Genomic DNA, 19732 nt, shown 5'->3' on the forward strand with positions numbered 1-19732 from the left:
GACGATGGTGAGCTAATAAAGCTCGCCATCGTATTGGCCGCATATGACAGCCATGTGACGAACTACATTACAAGTTCGTAAGGTTCTCGATATCCGCCAGCGACGGCGGCGATGCACCTTGGCCGAGACAGGCCGCAGCGCCGGCCGCCACCGAGAACTGCAAGTGCTGCAACGGCGTGGCATTGGCACGATGCATCATGCTCCACGCCAGCGCAGCGATGCTGGCGTCACCCGCGCCCACGGTGTCCACCACGTTGATCTTCGGCGCAGGCAGCGACCACGAGTCGTGTCCCACGTGCAGCGATGCGCCGTTGCCACCCTTGGTGTACAAGTAGGTCGCCGCCGGATTCCAACTGCGCAGCGTGGCGAATGCACCTTCAATATCCTTGGTGCGGAACAGGCCTTCCAAATCCTCTTCCGACACCTTGACCACGTCCGCCAGCTCGGTCATGCGGCGCAGCGTGGCGTCATAGCTGGCGTCCATCAGCAAGCGGTAGTTTGGATCGTAGCTGATGCGCACACCATCGCGCTTCAGCTGTTCGGCCAGCGCCACCAGCTTGCCCGCCAGCGGTTGCCGCGCAAGGCTGATGCCGCCGAAATGCACCCATTTGCAGTGTGCGCGCCAGCCCTCCGGCAGTAGAGCGGCGTCAAACTGTAAATCGGCGCTGTCGTCGCCGACGAAGAAATAGGCTGGCGGATCGGTGCGATGCACGATCGCCAGCAAAGGAGAGTTTTTGTAACGCTGGAGGAAGCGCAGATCGAGCCGCGCCGCCTCGCTGGCCTGCCACAACGCGTCGCCAAATACGTCGCTGCTGATAGCGCCTGCAAACGCGGTCAGCACATCCAGCTTGGCCATGGCGCGCGCCACGTTCCAGGTCGAGCCGCCGGTTTGGCTCAGCCACTGCTGCTGTGCCGCGTCCTGCACGATCATATCGGTGAGCGCTTCGCCCGCCGCCACAAAGGAAGGGAAGGCTGTCATCTCAGTCCTTCTTCAGCACATTAAGCACTTCGTAGCACGCGCCCATGGTGTGGTAATCCACTTTGCCTGCCGGGCTTTTCTCGTCGGTCAGCTTGCTGTTGTCCGCACCGAGGATGCGATACCAGGCGCCATGCTGATGGTCGACGAAATGCTCCCAGCTGTAATTCCAGATCTTGTCATACCACGTCCAGTAGCGCGCCTCGCCCGTGCGCGCCGCCAGCAGCGCAGCGGTAGCAAGGCTCTCTGCCTGTACCCAGAAATATTTGAGGTCATCGCAAATGCTGCCGTCCGGCGCAAAGCCGTAGTAGATGCCGCCGTGTTGATGATCCCATGCTTTTGCCAGCGCCGTGTCGAACAACTCCACCGCGCGTGGCAGCAGCCAGTTAGGATTGTTGGCGAGGTGCGCGCCGTGGCGTTCCAGCAGCAGCAACAGCTTGGCCCACTCGGTCAAGTGGCCCGGCTGGTAGCCCCACGGTCGGAAGATATTGCTCTTGTCGTGGCGGTTGTATTCCGTGTCCACCGTCCAATCGGCATGGTAGTGTTCCCACACCATGTTGTCGGCCAGCGCGGCCTGGCGCATGGTGATGTTGTGCGCCAGCGTTTCCGCGCGCAGCAGGTAGGCACGGTTGTTGGTCGCTTCAAAGGCAGCGATCAGCGCTTCGCAAGCGTGCATGTTGGCGTTCTGGCCGCGATAGCCGTCGAGCGTCGACCAATCGGCGCTGGCTTCGTCGGCGTACAGGCCGTACTTCGGATCCCAGAAACGCTTTTCCATCAACTCAAAGGTTTCATCGATCCACGGCGCGGCTTGCATTTCGCCGGCCATCAGCGCATGGCTGTAAGCCAGCAGCACAAAGGCCAGGCCGTAGCAGTGATTGGTGCCGTCCGTAACGCGGCCTACGCCATTGTTCCAATCCAGCTGCCATGCATAGCCGCCGGTGGCCGGATTGCGGTGAGCTTCGCGCAGGAAGGCCAACGCTTGCCGCAGCCGCTGCCGATCCGCCACATCGCCGAACTGCCGCCACGCCATCGCATAGTTAAAGACGAAACGCGTGCTGCTGACAAGGTGGCGCGTATGCGCGTCATAGACCGTGCCGTCATCTTTATAAAAGTGATACAGGCCGCCGCTAGGATCAATGCAGCGGGCATCATAGAATTGCTTGGTGTGGCGGATGTGGTTCAGCAGGGTGGTGCGGGATCGGAAATCAGGGGCCATCTTCAGGTCCGTTTGAAGGTTACTAGGTTCTTCGGTCGCCAGCCGTCCATGACGGTGCTGGCGCGTATGATTAATTCCACCGGCGAGGTTTTCTCCACCGGTTCTTCGTGCGGGCCATTGAGCAGCAAATCCACGCCCAACGCGCCCAGTGATTTCTTATCGATGCGCAGCGTGGTCAGGGGGCGGTGCCCCAGCACGGCGGTCGAAATATCGTCGAAGCCGACGATGGCAATATCGTGCGGGACTTTCAGCCCGCGCGCTAAACAGCAGCGCATTGCCACCAGTGCGGCGCTGTCGTTGTAGCAGAACACCGCGTCCGGCGGATGCGGCAAATCCAGCAACTGCTCCATCGCCTCCCATGCACCGGTTTCCAGATCGACGCCGTCCGGCAGGCAGGCTTCCATGCGCGGATCGGCCAGAATGCCTTCCTCGAACAGCGCTTGCCGGTAGCCGCGTGCGCGCTCGCGGATCGAATAGTGCGCCAGAGGGCCGGAGATGAAGCCGACGCGCGTGCGGCCGGTGTCGATCAAGTGCTTGGTGGCGAGGTAGCCGCCCATCATATTGTCCGGGTTGACCGAGCTGTAACCGCGCAGCTTCATATCGATCAGCACCAACTGCTTGCCGGTGGAGCGCAAGGCGCTCAGCGTTTCCGGCTCAAAGAAACCAGCGCACACAATGCCGTCCGGCGCGTGCATGCGGATTTGGTCGATCAAGCCATCGGCCGGGCCCACCGCCATAAACGACAACACGATGCCTTGCTTGCGGCAGGCTTCCTCGGCGCCGTGCAGCACCGGCGAGTAAAACGGGCTGCTGGACGCCGTGTTGTGCTGGCGGTGCAGCAGGAAGGTCAGGCGGCGCAAACGTTTAGGACGCAGCTTGCAAAAATCGTAACCCAGGTCGCGCGCCGTCTCCAGCACCATTTGGCGAGTGGCCTCGGTCAGTCCCGGCTCATTTTTCAATGCGCGTGAAATCGTCCCCGCCGACACGCCTGCGACGCGGGCAATATCCCTGATCGTTACGTTGGTGCCCATTTTTCTTATGTCTCCTCGTATGAATGAAGTCTTGCATAGGCGTCTATTGACGGTCAAACGACACTTCCAATTGGCCGTTGAGTTTAGCGCAATTTACTAAACGCGATCCGTTTAGTAAGGATGGCTAAACTGAGACCAAAAAACACATGTTGTTTGACCGTACGCAGGCAACTATGCAGAATCGTTTTCATTAATATAAAAACCATCCATACGAGGAGACGTTTATGGAACACGTTGCATCCGCAACTTTGCGTCCGCACGACCATACGCAGGGCGGCAACACCGTCCCGCTGGTCATCATCACGCTGCTGTTCTTCATGTGGGGCTTGCTGACTTCACTCAACGACGTGCTGATTCCGCACCTGAAATCGATCTATACGCTGAACTACGTGCAGGCCATGCTGGTGCAGTTCTGCTTCTTCGGCGCGTACTTCATTGTTTCGCTGCCGGCCGGGATGCTGATCAAGAAGATCGGCTACCAGCGCGGCGCGGTGAGCGGCCTGGTATTGGCGGCTGCCGGTTGTGCGCTGTTTTTCCCGGCCTCGATGAGCGGCTACGCTTTATTCCTGCTGGCGTTCTTCGTTCTGGCGAGCGGCATCACCATCTTGCAGGTGGCCGCTAATCCTTACGTGACGGTGCTTGGTGCGCCGGCCACCGCATCCAGCCGCCTGACCTTGACGCAGGCGTTTAATTCGCTGGGCACCACGATTGCGCCGGCACTTGGCGGCATGCTGATTCTGTCGGAAGGCGTGACCAACGTAGTACGCACCAAGGCCGAAGAAGCGGCAGCGGTGCAAGGCCCATACCTTGCGCTGGCCGGCGCGTTGCTGGCGCTGGCCTTGCTGTTCGCGCTGGTGCGCCTGCCAAAAATCAGCCATGCCGACGACGATGTCGCCACCAGCGTTGTAACCGGCGTGCTGGCGCATCGCCACCTGCTGCTGGGCGCCATCGGCATCTTCCTGTACGTTGGCGGTGAGGTCAGCATCGGCAGCTTCCTGATTAACTTCCTCGGCGACGCCAACGTGGCCAGCTTGCCGGCCGGCGTGGCTGCGCACTATGTCAGCTACTACTGGGGTGGCGCCATGATCGGCCGTTTCATTGGCTTTGCCGTGATGCGCTACGTTAGTCCGGGCAAGGCGCTGGCATTCAATTCGGCGGCTTCCATCATCTTGATCCTGGTAGCGATCTTTGGCCACGGCCAGTTGGCCATGTGGTCGATTATCGCGGTCGGCCTGTTCAACTCCATCATGTTCCCGACCATCTTCAGCATGGCGCTGCATAAGCTGGGCAAACAAACCGGCCAAGGCTCGGGCATTTTGTGCATGGCGATTGTCGGCGGCGCGCTGGTGCCGTTCGCGCAAGGCCTGCTGGCAGACACCATCGGCCTGCAATGGTCGTTCTTCGTGCCGGCCGCCTGCTACACCTTTATCCTGTACTTCGGCCTGAAATACGCTGGCATGTATAACAACAAGGAGACTGTATGAAGTTGAAGCTTGCTGTAGCACTGGCGCTCGCCGCATTGTCGGCGCATGCGGCGGAACCATGGATGGACAAATCGCTGAGCGCCGACAAGCGCGCCGAACTCGCGCTGCAAGCGATGACGCAGCAAGAGAAACTGCGCTGGGTGCTGGGCCACTTTGGTTCCGATTTCGGCAACAAGACCAAGAAGCATCCGGCCGCACTGCCTTCTTCGGCAGGCTATATCGAAGGCGTGCCCCGTCTTGGCTTGCCGGCGCTGTTTGAAACTGACGCAGGTTTGGGCGTCGCCACGCAAGCGACCAAGACGCCGCGCGAGCGCACCTCGCTGCCGTCCGGCCTTGCTACTACGGCGACGTGGAACCGCGAATTGGCGTACAAAGGCGGCGCGATGATCGGTGCGGAAGCGCGTGCTTCCGGCTTCAACGTCATGCTGGCGGGCGGCGTCAATCTGCTGCGCGAGCCGCGCAACGGCCGTAACTTTGAATACGCTGGTGAAGATCCACTGCTGGCTGGCACCATGGTGGCGCAGCAGGTAAAGGGCATCCAGTCGAATAACATCATCGCTACCATGAAGCATTACGCGGTTAATGATCAGGAGACTGGCCGCTTCATTCTCGACGCGCGTCTCGATGACGCCAGCAATCGCATGTCCGACCTGCTGGCCTTCCAGTTCCTGATGGAGCAGGCCGATCCCGGTTCGGTCATGTGCTCATACAACCGCTTGAACGGCGTATATGCCTGCGAGAGCGATTACCTGCTTAATCAAGTTCTGAAGAAGGACTGGGGCTACAAAGGCTACGTCATGACCGACTGGGGCGCGACCCACAGTACGGTGGAAGCGGCCAACGCCGGCCTGGATCAGCAGTCCGGCTGGGAGTTCGACAAGTCGCAGTACTTTGGCGGCGCGCTGGAAGAAGCCGTGGCCAACGGCCATGTGCCGCAAGCGCGTTTGGATAACATGGTGTTCCGCGTGCTGCGCGCCATGTTCGATAAAGGTGTGGTCGACAACCCTGTTGCGGAAGGTGGTGCAATCGATTTCACCGCGCACAACCTGGTGAGCCGCACCGACGCGGAAGAGGGCATGGTATTGCTGAAGAACGCGGGCAACGTGCTGCCGCTGAAAGCGGGCGTCGAGAAAATCGTCATCATCGGCGCGCATGCGGATGTGGGTGTGCTGGCTGGCGGCGGCTCGTCGCTGGTGTATCCGATTGGCGGCAATGCCGTGCCGGGCATCGCGCCGACTTCGTGGCCGGGGCCTGTGATGTACCACCCGTCATCGCCGCTGAAGGCGATTCAGGCGCGCGCGCCGGGCGCGCAAGTTGTCTACAACGATGGCCGCAATCCGGCCGCCGCTGCGCAAGCGGCGGCCGGTGCGGACGTGGTGCTGGTGTTTGGCCAGCAGTGGGTAGGCGAGGCGCTGGATGCGGTGTCGCTGTCCTTGCCGGATAACCAGGATGCGCTGATCGGCGCGGTAGCGAAGGCCAATCCGAAAACCGTGGTGGTGCTGGAGACTTCCGGCCCGGTGCTGATGCCGTGGGTTGATCAAGCGGCCGGTATTTTGCAAGCGTGGTATCCGGGCACCAGCGGCGGCGAGGCGATAGCGCGCGTGCTGTTTGGCGAGGTGAATCCGTCCGGCCACTTGCCGGCGACTTTCCCAGCATCGGAAAGCCAGCTGCCGCGTCCTAAACTGGATGGCGATCCTAAGAACGAGACTGTGCGCTTCACCGTCAATTATCACGAAGGTGCGGCGGTAGGCTACAAGTGGTTTGACCTCAAGGGCTTGAAGCCGCTGTTCCCGTTTGGTCATGGCTTGTCGTACACGCAGTTTGAATATTCGGGCCTGGCCGCTAGTCAGAAAGATGGCAAGCTGTCGGTTAGCTTCAAGGTCACCAACACCGGCGCGGCGAAGGGCAAAGACGTGCCGCAGCTATACGTGTCGCCGCTGAACGCCAAGTGGGAAGCGCCCAAGCGCCTCGCCGGCTGGGACAAGGTGGAATTGGCTCCGGGCGAAAGCAAGGAAGTCAGCGTGACCGTTGATCCGCGCCTGCTGGGCGTATTCGACAGCCGCAGCAAAACGTGGCGCATCGCCAAGGGCGGCTACAAAGTGCTGCTGGCGCAGGACGCAGCGGACGCCAAAGCTGCGAGCGTCACGGTTCAACTGCCGCAGCGAACGCTGAACGTCGCGGGAAAATAAAAACGGGTTACAACTTATGCATCGTAGTTGAGGTGTAACAGGTGTGCTGTCACTAGTACCCCAAACGAAAGGGTCTGACCCCGTACGGGGTCAGACCCTGGCCGCAGCGGTGTGCGGGTTGGGTCGGTGCCGCATACTTTTTAAGCGGCATGCAACGTCAACCCCACTATCAAACCAAGGAGCGAGACTTGAAACAACTGTACAAATTCTGTGCCGCCGCGATGATGCTCGGCGCGGTCGGCATCGTTGAAGCAGCACCAGCCGCCAAGAGCGACTTCGTCACCGTCAAAAATACCCACTTCGCCCGCAAGGGACAGGCCTACTACATCGTCGGCGCCAACTTCTGGTACGGCGGCTATCTTGGTGCAGCCAGCGGCGTGGGTGAACGCGCGCGCCTGCTAAAAGAGCTGGATAACATGAAGGCCATCGGCATCAACAACCTGCGCGTGCTGGCGGTGTCCGAGAAAACGGAAATGAAAAGCGCCGTCAGCCCAGCCACCACCAACGCACCGGGCCAGTACGACGAAGAACTGCTGGCCGGCCTGGACTTCCTGATGGCGGAAGTCGCCAAGCGCGATATGACGGTGGTGCTTTACCTGAACAATTTCTGGCAATGGTCGGGCGGCATGACGCAGTACCTGAATTGGTTCGAAGGCACGCCGGCGCTGGATCCGAACGTGACCAAGGACTACGATACCTTCATGCAGAAGAACGCAGGTTTCTACCGCAACGCCGACGCGCAAGCCGAGTATCGCAACGTGATCGCCAAGATCGTCAAGCGCGTGAACACCATCACCGGCAAGCCCTACACCGAAGATACGCATATCCTGTCGTGGCAGCTGGCTAACGAACCGCGTCCGGGCAACGGCAAAGCGACGCCGGAAGAGAAGGCAGTCTATGTCAAGTGGATCGACGATGTAGCGGGCTACATTCATAGCCTCGATAAGAATCACCTGGTCAGCAGCGGCAGCGAGGGCTTGGCCGGTTCGGCGCAGGATGCGCAGCTTTATCTCGATGCGCACCGCACCAGGAATATCGACTATCTGACTTATCACCTGTGGCCGAAAAACTGGGGCTGGTTCGACTCCAACAACCCAAGCGGCACCTGGGATAACGCCATCGTCAAGAGCCACGATTATCTGAACTCGCACATCGAGCTGGCCAAGAAGCTGGGCAAGCCAATCGTGCTGGAGGAGTTTGGCCTGGATCGCGACGGCCCATCGTTCAGCATCAAGGCGACCACCAAGATACGCGACCGCTTCTACCGCGAAGTGTTCGAGATCGTCGCTACCCGCGCGAGCAAGGGCGATCCGATTGCCGGCTTCAATTTCTGGGCGTGGGGTGGTGCGGGCCGCGCCGCCAATGCCGATTACTGGTGGAAGCCGGGGAATGATTTTGTCGGCGATCCACCGCAGGAAGAGCAAGGCTTGTACTCGGTGTTTGATTCCGACGTCAGCTCGCTTTTGCTGATCAAGGAGTATGCCGACCGTCTGAATGCGATCAAACGATGAAGCGCTCCCTGACCTTGCTGGTGCTTGCCGCCGGCATTAGCACCGGCGCTCACGCGCAGAAGTTTGACGGACTAGCCGCCACGCCGCAAATGGGCTGGAACAGCTGGAATACCTTCGCCTGCAATATCAACGAGCAGTTGATCCGCGATACTGCGGACGCGATGGTGAAACTGGGCCTGAAGGATGCGGGCTACCAGTACGTCAATATCGACGACTGCTGGCATGGCAAGCGCGATGAGCGCGGCGTGATTCAGCCAGACGCCGAGCGCTTCCCGTCTGGGATGAAGGCGCTGGCCGACTATGTGCACAGCAAGGGTCTTAAGCTGGGCATCTACTCCGACGCCGGCGCGACCACTTGCGGCGGCCGGCCCGGCAGCCGTGGGCACGAGTACCAAGACGCCATCACTTATGCCGCATGGGGCGTGGACTACGTCAAGTACGACTGGTGCGATAGCAAAGGCCTGAACTCGGTCGGCGCCTACACCACCATGCGCGACGCCATCCGCAGCGCCGGCCGGCCGATGTTGTTCAGCATGTGCGAATGGGGCGACAGCAAGCCGTGGGAATGGGCCGCAGGCGTGGGCCACTCGTGGCGTACCACGGGCGACATTTATCCGTGCTGGGATTGTGAGTTTAGTCATGGCTCATGGTCGTCGCTGGGCGTGTTGCGCATCCTCGACAAGCAGGCCGGCTTGCGCAAATACGCGGGGCCGGGACACTGGAACGATATGGACATGCTGGAAGTAGGCATGGGCATGACGGAGGATGAGGATCGCGCGCACTTTGCCATCTGGGCGATGATGGCGTCGCCCCTCATTCTCGGCAATGACCTGCGCAGCATGCCCGAACCGACGCGCCGCATCTTGTCCAATAAAGACGTGATTGCGGTCAGTCAGGACAAGCTGGGTGTGCAGGCGTGGAGGTTCATGGCGTCCGGCTCACTGGAATATTGGGCCAAGCCGATGGCGGATGGCGAGTGGGCGCTAATGGTGTTGAATCGCGGTGAGCATGCCGTGGCCTTGAACTATGACTGGAAGGCGCATCAGATCAGCGATGACCTAAGCAAGCGCGAGGCCGATTTCAAGAAGACGACCTTTAACTGGATCGATGTCTGGAGTGGAAAGCTTGGTGATACGAGCAAGAAGCTGGACGCCAAAATCGCACCGCATAGTGTGCTGTTGTTGCGCCTGAAGGCGCGAGGATAAATATGAATCGCAAGTTGATGATGTTGATGGCGCTGGCCTCGGCGGCTGCGCAGGCAGGGAGCCAGTGGGGGCCGTATAACGCGGAGTTTCCGGCGGCCAGTGATGGTTTGCTGAAGAAGGTGACGCAGGGCGAGATCTTTGGCACAGCGTCGCTGCAGCCGTTCAGCTTAAGCGGCTGGTTCAAACCAAGCGAGCCGGCAGCAGGGCGCACGCTGATTGCCGGCGTCACTGGCGCGCAGGCTGGGACAGGATGGTTCTTGTGCAGCGTGGATGGAAAATTCAGTTTCTGCGGCTACGGCGTGGAAGTGGTGTCGCCGCTGGCGCTAGCGTCCAACGCGTGGACTCATCTCGCCGCCAGCTACGACGGCAAGCAGATCACGCTCTACGCCAACGGCGCCGCCGTGGCACGCCGCGATGCAACGCTGCCGGCGGCCAGCGGATCGGCGGCGCAAGTGTCGCTCGGCCCACGTAGTTCTGTGTCGGCTGGCTATGCGGGCCGCATCGCGGGCTTTGTCGTTACCGGCGCTGCGCTGGCGGACAACGCCGTGCGCGCGGCTGCGGCCACGCCGCCCACGGACGCGCTGATCAACTTCGAAACCGGCAGCCCATCATGGCCGATCCAAGTCCGCCAGATGTACGGCCAACTTGCGCCGCAAGACCCGTGGACGCTGCCGAAATCAGGCTCGCCCCTGCAAACTCCCGTGGCCAAGCCAGCCTACGCCGGCCCGGCACTCGCGCAGGAAGCGTTGAACCTCTGGACGCTCAAGGCATGGAAGTTGCAAGCCGCACCTGAAGTACGCGCCTCGCCCGAACAAATCTCATCGCCATCGTTCAACGCGGCTGGCTGGTATGCCACCACCACACCCGGCACGGTTCTCACCACGCTGGTCGATCGCGGCGTCTACCCAGACCCTGACTATGGCCTGAACAACCTCGCCATCCCCGAGCAACTCAACAAGCAAGACTACTGGTACAGAAGCGCCTTCGACCTGCCAGCCGGTTTCAAAGCAGGCCAACACCTGTTTGTCACCTTCAAGGGCGTCAACTACGAGGCCGAGGTCTGGATCAACGGCCGCAAACTAGGCGGCATGAAAGGCGCTTTCATACGCGGCACCTTCGACATCAGCCCATACCTGAAGACCAAGGGGCAAAACGTCATCGCCGTCAAAGTTTCGCCCCCGCCGCATCCCGGCATCCCGCAAGAAGAATCGATGACCGCAGGCGTCGGCGAAAATGGCGGCACCCTCGCGCAAGACGGCCCGACCTTCATCGCCTCCGAGGGATGGGATTGGATTCCGTCCGTCCGCGACCGCAACACCGGATTGTGGCAAGACGTAGTCCTGCGCGCTACGTATGACCTGAAGCTGGGCGACGCTCACGTTATCACCGCGCTGCCGAAAGCTGACAACAGCGAAGCCGACGTCAGCATCGAAGTCCCGGTCACCAACTTGTCGCGCACTGCGCAACGCACTACTGTCCGCGCCACGATCACGCGCCGCGACGGCAGCATGAAGCCGATCCAGATCAGCAAAGAAGTCACGCTGGCGCCGGGTGAGCAAACCGTCCGCTTCGACAAGCTGAAACTGAAGAATCCAAAACTGTGGTGGCCCAACGGCTACGGCGCGCCCGATCTGCACGAGCTGAAACTGGAAGCAGTGCAGGGCGGCCAACTCTCCGACGCCAGCAGCACGCGTTTCGGCGTGCGTGCTGTAACCTACGAACTGTCGCTGGTCGACCAAAGCGGCCACCTGCGCCGCGTGGAAGCTGACTTCACCAAGGGCCATGAGCTGGGCGTACGCATCACCGATGGACGCCATCAGGCGATCAAGAAGCTGGCCGACAACAACTGGGCCACCGGCCTGCGCGCGGAAGCCGACGGCACCACCGCCATCAAGACGTTGCCCGATACCTCGCTCAGTCCTTTCCTCGTCATCAAAGTGAACGGCGTGCGCATTGCCGCGCGCGGCGGCAACTGGGGCACGGAAGATTGGCGCAAGCGCGTCGAACGCGAACGGCTGGAGCCTTACTTCCGCTTGCACCGCGATGCCAACGTCAACATCATTCGCAACTGGGTAGGCCAGAATACCGAAGAATCCTTCTTTGATCTGGCAGACGAATACGGCCTGATGGTACTGAACGACTTCTGGGCCTCCACGCAGGACTACAACCTGGAGCCGCAAGACGTCAACCTGTTCATGGAAAACGCGCGCGACGTGGTAAAGCGCTATCGCAATCACCCGTCGGTGGTGTTGTGGTTCGGCCGTAACGAGGGCGTGCCGCAGCCGGTGCTGAACGAAGCGCTGGAAGCCATGATCTACAAGCTCGATGGCACGCGCTGGTACACCGGCAGTTCCAATCGCGTCAATCTGCAAAATAGCGGCCCGTATAACTATCAGCCTGCCGCCAGCTACTTCACCGATCACGCCAAGGGCTTTTCGGTGGAAGTGGGCACGCAATCATTCCCGACGCTGGAATCGATCAAGGCCGCAGTGCCGGTGACCGATCAATGGCCGCTGGGGGACACGGTGGCGTATCACGATTGGCACCCGGACGGCAACGGCGGCGTCAAGACCTTCAACAAGGCGATGGAAACCGAGTACGGTGCGCCGGCCTCGCTGGCGGACTTTGAACGCAAGGCGCAGTTGATGAATTACGACAGTCATCGCGCCATTTTCGAAGGCATGAACGCCGGCTTGTGGACACAGAACTCGGGTCGCATGCTGTGGATGACGCAGCCCGCATGGCCGAGCACCATGTGGCAGATTCTCAGCCACGACTACGATACGCATGCTGCTTTCTATGGCGTAAAGAGTGCGTCCGAACCGGTGCACGTGCAAATGAATTTGCCGGATCATCGCGTAGTGGTGGTCAACAATCCGCAGACTGTCTTGAACGGCGCTACGCTGACGTGGGCAGCGTGGAATGTGGAGGGCAAGCTGCTGGGCGGGTCTAACGTGCCGGTACAAGCACCTGCGGGCGGCGTATCGGCGCCGCTGGATCTCGGCTTTGATAAGCTGCTGGCGCAGCATAAGCTGCTGATCGTGCGTTTGAGTTTGCGTGACGCGAACAATCAGCTGGTGTCGCAGAATATCTACTGGCCGAGCGCTACGCCACAGGATAGGCAGGCTTTGCACCAGTTGCCACAAGTGCCGCTGAGCGTTGCTGCGCGCTGGGGTAAGGCTGATGCAGCGGGCGAGCGCCAGTTGGAAGTCACGCTACTAAACCGTAACGGTGCTGCTGCCTTGGCCAGCAAGCTGACTTTGTTGAAAGCTGATGGCACGCGCGTGCTGCCGGTCTACTACTCTGACAACTACGTCACGCTGCCGCCAGGCGAGAGCCGCACGGTGAAGGCAGTCTTCAAGGCGGAAGGCGATGTGAAGCTGGAGCTGCGCGGCTGGAACGTGGCGCCGCAATCGCTGGCGGTGGACAGCAAGTCAGGCTTGGCGGGTGATGGCGCGGCATGCAGCTTGACGCCGGAGCCGCGCAAGATCGATTACCACTGGATGTCGCGCGAGCGCTGGCAGCAGATGTTCAAGGAAGACGTGGCGGTCGCCGATAAGGGCGGCATTGATCTGCTGTTCGTTGGTGACTCGATTACCGAGGGATGGAATCAGGAGATTTGGCAGCGCTCCTTTGGCGGCTGGCGCGCGGCCAACTTCGGGATTGGCGGCGACCATACCGGCAACCTGTTGTGGCGCTTGCAAAATGGCCATGCGGAGAAGCTGCGTCCGAAGCTGGTGGTGCTGACCATCGGCGTCAACAACCTGGGCTTCTGCGGCGCGACGCCGGCGCAGACCTTTGATGGTGTGAAGGCGGTGGTGGCGCAGTTGCGCAAGTTGTATCCAGATTCGCGCATCTTGCTGAATGCGGTGCTGCCGTATGGTCAATTCACCAGCAGCCCGCAACGGCAGCAGGTGGTGGAGATGAACCGCATGATAGCGACGCTGGGCGATGGCAAGCAGGTGCTGTTCCACGACTACGGTCAGCGCTTCTTGCAGCCAAACGGCGAAATGTCGGCAGAAGTGATGGGCGACTTCCTGCATCCGACGGCCAAGGGCTACCAAATTTGGTCGGACGCCATGCTGCCGGATATTCGCAAACTGATGGAGTAAGTAGATGGGGATCTTTGCAGCAGTAGCTCTCGCTGCTTCTATCGTGGCTGCCGATCCGCACGTTGCCCGCATGGGACGGGTGGAGGTGGTGGCGGATGGCGGTGTGCGGTTCAGCTATCCCGGCGTGAGCTTCTTCATGAACTTTGAGGGCACGCGCCTGAGCGCCGTCGCGCAGGCTAGCGGTGATCAAAGCTACCTTGATGTCATCGTGGACGGCGCGCCGCGCAAGGTGCGGCTAGCCAGCGGCCGTCAAACACTCTCCGTGGCAGACGGTCTTGCGCCCGGCAAGCACACCGTGGAAATCGTCAACCGCTCCGAAACGTGGCAGGGCAGCGCCGCGCTACTCAGCTTCGACACCGATGGCGAGTGGCGCGCCGCGCCAGCACTACCGGCCCGCAAACTGCTCCTGCTGGGCGACTCCGTCACCTGCGGCGCATCCATCGACCGGGTGGCTGGAGAAAAAGCCGGCGCTTCATGGGCCAATCCGCGCGCCAGCTACGGCATGCTGATGGCCCAGCAACTGAACGCGCAAGTGCAACTGGTCTGCTACGGCGGGCGAGGCCTGATCCGTACATGGGAAGGCAAGACCAATGAGCTGAATCTGATCGACTACTACGGCATGGCGCTGCCCACTCAGCCTACCGCCACGCCGTGGAATCAGAAAGACTACCGCCCAGACGCCATCCTGGTCGCCATCGGCACCAACGACATGACGACAGGAATACCGGAGCGCGAGCAATACGTGCAAGCCTACGTGAAGCTAGTCCACACACTGCTGCAAGACCACCCGCAAGCGCAAATCATGCTGACCGAAGGTGGCATCCTGCGCGATGAGAAGCACGATGCACTAAGCGGCTACATCGCGGAGACTGTGCGACGCGTAGACAACAAGCGGGTAAGCGCCATCGCCTCTACCGGCTATCCTGGCGATGCGTTAGACGGCCATCCAACGCGCGAGCAAAACATCAGCATCGTCAACGACCTGCTGCCGCAAGTGCGCGCTGTCATGCACTGGTGAGCAGATGGCCCAGCGCAGGGGCCAGCAGCACCATCAGCACGCCGCTGAAAATCATGGTGAGGCTGGCGACTGCGCCTTCTTGCGGCCCAATCGCGCGCGCTTTGCTCAAGCCGAAGCCGTGAGCTGCTGCACCATACGGTGCGCCTCGCGCGATACGCATGCGCAGCGGCAGGAGGGCTAGCAGTGCCTGGCCAAGCAGGATGCCGAATAAGCCGGTAATGATCACGAACACGCCTGTCAACTGTGCGGAGCCGCCGAGATGGTGCGTGGCTTCCAGCGCAAACGGCGTCGACACCGAGCGAGCCAGCAGGCTTTGCGCCATGCTGCCGTGCAGGCCGAGCAAGCGATCCAGCAGCAAAGTGCTGCCTAGCGATGCGATGATGCCTGCCACGCTGCCCAGCGTCAGCGCCAGCCAATGGCGCTTCACCAGTTCACGATACTGGTAGATCGGCAGCGCAAACGCCACCGTCGCCGGGCCGAGTAGCCAGGACAGCCAGCGTGTGTCGCCAAAGTAGACAGGGAAGGGCGTAGCCGATAGCTGCACCAGCGCGATCAGCACTGCTGACGTGGCGATGGCCGGCGTCAGCCACCAGCGCGGATAGCGGCGATGCAAAGCCTGATTGGCGTAGAACAGGCCTAGCGTCAGCAGCAAAAACAGCAGGGGAATCATTGTGCGCCTCGCACCGATCGCAATCGACGCAGACGGCGCCCACGCTCGAAGCGGCAGGCCCATTCCACGGTTAACGCGGTGGCGACCATCACGCAGGTAAAGCCGATACCGATGGCTGCGAACAAGCGCAAACCGTCCTGCTTCAACAAACCGGTGAACTGCACCACCGACACCACCAGCGGAATAAAGAACAGCAGCATATTCGATAACAGCCAATCCGCCCCGTGCTCGATCGCAGTCGGCCGCAGCAGGCCGCTATGCAGCAGCACGACCATCACCACCAGGCCAACAACGCCGCCGGAGAACGGTAATCCCAGCCAGGCAGACGCCCGATCCGCTGCATACCACGCCGCGATCAGCCCAAGCACCTGCATCAATGTGTAGACAATACGTTTCATGGTGCCATTCTAGGCAAGCCAGCATCAAAGATAAAATAAATTAAAATTATGAAAATCATTCGATATCGGAATACATAATGGACATCCGCGCCCTTCGCTACTTCGTCGCCGTCGTTGACCAGCAAAGCTTTAGCCGCGCGGCTGAGACGCTGCACGTAACCCAGCCCACCGTCAGCAAAATGATCCAGCAGCTGGAACAGACGCTCGATTTGACCCTGCTGGAACGCACCGGCAAGCGCTTCACCCTGACCGATGCCGGCAACGTGGTGCTGCAACGCGGCCGCGCGCTGCTGGCCATGCACGAAGAAATGGGCGTGGAGCTGCAAGACCTGCAACAGCTGCGGCGCGGCGACCTGCGCCTGGGCGTCACCCAGCAAGGCCATACGCCGCTGGCGCCGTTGCTGGCCGCCTACCACCGCCGCTATCCGCAGATCGAACTCAAACTATTCGAAGGCGGCTCGCAAAACATCGAGGCCGACTTGCGCAGCGGTGTGCTGGAAATGGGTACTTTGCTCGATCACGCCGCCAACCAGGAAATCTGGCAGGAGTTCGACTCCTTTCCGCTGGTGCGCTCGCCCATGTGCCTACTCGCGCCCAAGGACTCCGCGTGGAAAGGCCGCAAGCGCGTGGCACTGCGCGAACTAGCCGGCAGCGCCTTCATCTTCTATGGCGAAGGCTTCGCCCTGAACGATATCATTGCCGACGCCTGCCGACGTGAAGGCTTCACGCCTCGCATCAGCAGCCGCAGTGGCCAGTGGGATTTTGTCGCATCGCTGGTGCGGCTGGGCGTGGGGATCACGCTGCTGCCCAAGGTCTTCTGCGACACATTGGATCAGGGCCAGTTCACCATCGCGAAGTTGGCGGAACCGGCCCTGGATTGGAATTTGATGCTAGCGTGGCGGCGCGGCGGACACTTATCGTTCGCCGCGCGCGCCTGGCTGGATCTGGTGAGAACTAAGACGTAAAACTAAGCTTAGAAATTCGCACCGATGCGGAAGCCGTACATGCGCGGCTCAACATAGTAAGCCCGCATAAAGCCGCCGAAGGCTGAATCGGTGCTGGTCTTGGCATGTTCGTCCGTCAGATTGCGCACATAAAGCTCCGCGTGCCATTTATCCTCCGGCGCTTCAAACCGCACCGACGCATCGGCCATCGCATACGCTTTCTGATAACGGCCGATGTGCGCGAAGTCCGAATTCAGCAAATCGAAGTAAGCCTTGTCGCGCCAGTTCACCTTCACGTACGGCACCAGCTTGTAGCCGTTATCCAGTCCAAACTCCTGCGAGAAGTTGACGTTGAACTGGTACTTCGGCGTATTCGGCAAGTGGTTGCCCTCGATGTTGGCGAGGCGGCGGCCCAGCAGCGTTTTATCCGGGCCGTTGTACACGGCAGGGCAAGCCGGCAGGCCAAGTTCCGTGCGCACGTCACACTGGTAATCGTCGCTGTACGAATTGAAGTCGTGCACACTGGTGTTGATGTAAGCGAAGCCGCCGCCGATACGGCCGCCGCGCCATGGCTTCCAATCCCATTCCAGTTCGAGGCCCGGAATGTTCACCTTACCGACGTTGATGGTACGCCAGGTTTCATACACATCGCACTTAGGCTGATCGGCCGGGCAGGGCAGGCCGTTGTCCGGGATGATCTGGTTGACGAAGTACGTGCCGGTCAGCTGCATGCCCTTGTACTTCATGAAGAAGGCAGTGGCCGAAAGACTCAGCGTATTGTCGAGGAACTTGCCCTTGAAGCCCAGCTCATAGTTGGTGACCGTCTCAGGATCATATGGCAGGAAGGTCACTACGCCCGGCTTGCCGTCGGCGCACTTGTGGTAGTTGCAGCTGTCGGTCTTGTCGGCGAAACCGCCGGCCTTGTAGCCAGTGGAGACGGAGCCGTACACCATCTTGTTACTGTCGATCTGCTTTTGCAGGCCGAGACGCCAGGTCACCTTATTCCACGTCTGCTTGTGGTCATTGGAGGTTGGCGAACCATACAGATGATAGGCCGCCACGCTGCCGCCCATGCCCGGTGCGAGGTCGGTGCCGTCGTGGACGTGGAAGCCCGGCGTGCCCGGCGTCCCTTGCGAGTACCAGCCGTTGTAGTAGGCGGCGTTGCCGATCCAGTTGGCGCCATAGACTTCGCCGCCTTTGTCTTCCTTGCTATCCAGGCTGTAGCGCGCACCAGCGGTAGCGGTCCACGTCGGGATGAACTGCCAGTCGGCTTGCGCGAAGGCTGCCTTCGCATCCACCTGGCGGTTTGGCTGGTGATACAGCACGCTACCCACATCGCCGTAAGGCTTCTGGATGGTGTTGGTGATTTCGTAGTCGATGTTATTCCGCTCGTGCATCCAGAATAGGCCCGCCACGTATTTCAAGCTACCCAGTTGCTGCTTGAGCTGCGCTTCGTGCACGGTCGACAGGTAGCGCGAATCGAGCGTACGGTGGAAGGAATCGGTCAGTGGCCACGTGCCCCAGTTGCCGTCCTTCGAATTTGGATACGCGCCGTTGATCTGGAACGGCGCGGCGTTCTGCAAACCCTTGTCGTCATCGGTGATCTCATTACGGCGCTGGTCTGCGACCTGGAAGGTGTAATCGAAGTTGGTATGGTCGTTGATATTCCAATTCACGCCGGTGCGCAGCGTGCGGATCTTCATGTCGATATGACCGGGCACGTTGACGTTGATGTCCCACTTGCCTTGATCGGTGCAGGCGTAGCGCGTGCCTGCACCGGCTTCGCAATCGCGGAAGGCTGCGCCGCCGGCGCTGGAGTCCTGGAATTCTTCGTACGATGCTTTGGCGGTGACATCGCGGTTCACCTTCAGCAGAGCGGTGAGGCGGCCGGCCCATTCGTTTTGATTGGTGTAGTACTCGCTCGGGCTGACATAACGATTGAAGCGCTGATCCACGTCCGGCTTTCCGTTCGGGATCCAGCCCAGTGCTGGCGCATTGGCTTCGCTGACGTCGCGTGTTTGATGCGCGTAGCCGTCGCGTCTCACTTTCATGAAGGTGCCGCGCAGTGCCAGCGCGTCGTTGACCACCACGTTCTGCACCAGATTGATTTGCTTCTTGTCGTAGTTGCCGAGATCCAGATCGGCCTTGCCGTAGTTGCCGGTCCAATCGGGCTTCGCCGGAATCACATTGACGCTGCCGCCGGTGGAATTACGGCCGAACAGCGTGCCTTGCGGGCCGCGCAGCACTTCGACCTGTTCAAGGTCGAACATCAACGCCTGCGCGCCTTGGGGACGCGGTGAGTACATGCCGTCGACGTGGAAGCCGACTGCCGGGTCGCCGGTCTCGGTGAAGTTGGTGGAGGTGATGCCGCGGATGGTGATCTGCACCGCCGAATCGAGGCCGGTGTTTTCGATCACCACATTGGGCATCTCGCCGCTGAGGTCACGCAGGCTGGTGGCGCCCTTGCGCGTCAACTGGTCTTGGCTCAGCGCCGTCACGGCCAGCGGAGTTTTCAGCAGCGACGTGGAATAGCGCGTCGCCGTGACTTTGACTTCTGGGATTTGATCCTGTGCCTGTACTTGCGGGTCTTCTTCCGCGCAAGCGGCAGTGCTGATCAACGCGCAGGCGCTAGTAATGGCGAGACTCATGAGAGTCCGTTTGGTGTGATACATCGTATTGTCTCCTTTTGGTTTTTTTGCTAATCCAGTATTCAACGGCTAATCAAGGAGGGTCAAACGAATCCAAAAAACGGGCTTCAGTTTCTCCGTCTTTACTAAACACGCTGCGTTACAACAGTCCTTCGAAGAGTTTTGTTAAGTTTTGTAAGCTTTTCTTGCTTAGCGTTGCAGCGCGCCCGCGAACTGCATGCGGCGGCGTTAGGAAGTGTAATTGCAGCGGATGCCGGTTCTAATAAAATCAATGACTTAGTGTTAATGGTGGCCGAGGTGCTGTTACGGAAAAGGCAAGCTAAGATGAGT

At 60.4% G+C, this 19732-nt stretch carries 13 protein-coding genes; 7 read left to right on the forward strand and 6 right to left on the reverse strand.

Annotation, left to right across the window (positions count from 1 at the left end; all coding sequences use genetic code 11):
- Positions 1 to 67: 67 nt before the first annotated feature.
- From GTP45_RS06210 to GTP45_RS06220, 3 genes are read right to left on the reverse strand one after another with little or no spacing between them, the layout of a single operon-like run.
- Positions 68 to 979 (reverse strand): carbohydrate kinase family protein, encoded by a 912-nt coding sequence (locus GTP45_RS06210; protein ID WP_161013010.1) that lies wholly within the window; start codon positions 977 to 979, stop codon positions 68 to 70.
- A 1-nt stretch (position 980) separates the two neighbouring features.
- Entirely contained in the window at positions 981 to 2192 is a 1212-nt protein-coding gene (locus GTP45_RS06215) for an AGE family epimerase/isomerase (protein WP_161013011.1), read from the reverse strand.
- Positions 2193 to 2194: 2 nt separating this feature from the next.
- Complete coding sequence (locus GTP45_RS06220) at positions 2195 to 3223, reverse strand: LacI family DNA-binding transcriptional regulator (RefSeq protein WP_161013012.1); 1029 nt, start codon at positions 3221 to 3223, stop codon at positions 2195 to 2197.
- 224 nt (positions 3224 to 3447) lie between these two features.
- On the opposite strand from GTP45_RS06220, the gene GTP45_RS06225 reads away from it, so the two are divergent.
- The 6 genes from GTP45_RS06225 (at position 3448) to axe2C (ending at position 14742) form a co-directional block, all read left to right on the forward strand.
- On the forward strand, positions 3448 to 4707 hold the full coding sequence (locus GTP45_RS06225) for a sugar MFS transporter (protein WP_161013013.1): 1260 nt from the start codon (positions 3448 to 3450) through the stop codon (positions 4705 to 4707).
- The gene (locus GTP45_RS06230; RefSeq protein WP_161013014.1) at positions 4704 to 6896 is read left to right on the forward strand and encodes a beta-glucosidase family protein; all 2193 of its coding nucleotides are present in this window, start codon (positions 4704 to 4706) and stop codon (positions 6894 to 6896) included. Before GTP45_RS06225 ends, GTP45_RS06230 begins: the two co-directional genes overlap by 4 nt.
- A gap of 188 nt (positions 6897 to 7084) precedes the next feature.
- Entirely contained in the window at positions 7085 to 8407 is a 1323-nt protein-coding gene (locus GTP45_RS06235; RefSeq protein WP_229258352.1) for a glycoside hydrolase 5 family protein, read from the forward strand.
- On the forward strand, positions 8404 to 9612 hold the full coding sequence (locus GTP45_RS06240) for a glycoside hydrolase family 27 protein (RefSeq protein WP_161013015.1): 1209 nt from the start codon (positions 8404 to 8406) through the stop codon (positions 9610 to 9612). The genes GTP45_RS06235 and GTP45_RS06240 overlap by 4 nt, the downstream gene beginning before the upstream one ends.
- Before the next feature lie 2 nt (positions 9613 to 9614).
- Positions 9615 to 13724: a glycosyl hydrolase 2 galactose-binding domain-containing protein gene (locus GTP45_RS06245; protein WP_161013016.1), complete on the forward strand. Its 4110-nt coding sequence runs from the start codon at positions 9615 to 9617 to the stop codon at positions 13722 to 13724.
- A gap of 4 nt (positions 13725 to 13728) precedes the next feature.
- Complete coding sequence (gene axe2C / locus GTP45_RS06250) at positions 13729 to 14742, forward strand: bifunctional acetylxylan esterase/glucomannan deacetylase AxeC2 (RefSeq protein ID WP_161013017.1); 1014 nt, start codon at positions 13729 to 13731, stop codon at positions 14740 to 14742.
- Here axe2C and GTP45_RS06255 read toward each other — a convergent pair.
- A complete protein-coding gene (locus tag GTP45_RS06255; RefSeq protein WP_161013018.1) occupies positions 14729 to 15412 on the reverse strand; it encodes an LrgB family protein in 684 nt (227 codons plus the stop codon). The two genes, axe2C and GTP45_RS06255, sit on opposite strands and share 14 nt — an antisense overlap.
- Positions 15409 to 15810 carry a CidA/LrgA family protein gene (locus tag GTP45_RS06260; protein WP_161013019.1) on the reverse strand — a complete coding sequence of 134 codons (402 nt, stop codon included), beginning with the start codon at positions 15808 to 15810 and terminating at the stop codon, positions 15409 to 15411. The genes GTP45_RS06255 and GTP45_RS06260 overlap by 4 nt, the downstream gene beginning before the upstream one ends.
- A 77-nt stretch (positions 15811 to 15887) precedes the next feature.
- Here GTP45_RS06260 and GTP45_RS06265 point away from each other — a divergent pair, with 77 nt between their 5' ends.
- Positions 15888 to 16775, forward strand: a complete 888-nt coding sequence (locus GTP45_RS06265) for a LysR family transcriptional regulator (protein ID WP_161013020.1) — start codon at positions 15888 to 15890, stop codon at positions 16773 to 16775.
- 8 nt (positions 16776 to 16783) lie between these two features.
- Here the strand turns inward: GTP45_RS06265 and GTP45_RS06270 are convergent, their stop codons facing one another.
- Entirely contained in the window at positions 16784 to 19402 is a 2619-nt protein-coding gene (locus tag GTP45_RS06270) for a TonB-dependent receptor (protein WP_229258353.1), read from the reverse strand.
- Between the last annotated feature and the right edge of the window lie 330 nt (positions 19403 to 19732).

It is taken from the genome of Duganella rivi, from assembly GCF_009857435.1.
Classification (GTDB): Bacteria; Pseudomonadota; Gammaproteobacteria; order Burkholderiales; family Burkholderiaceae_D; genus Rugamonas; species Rugamonas rivi.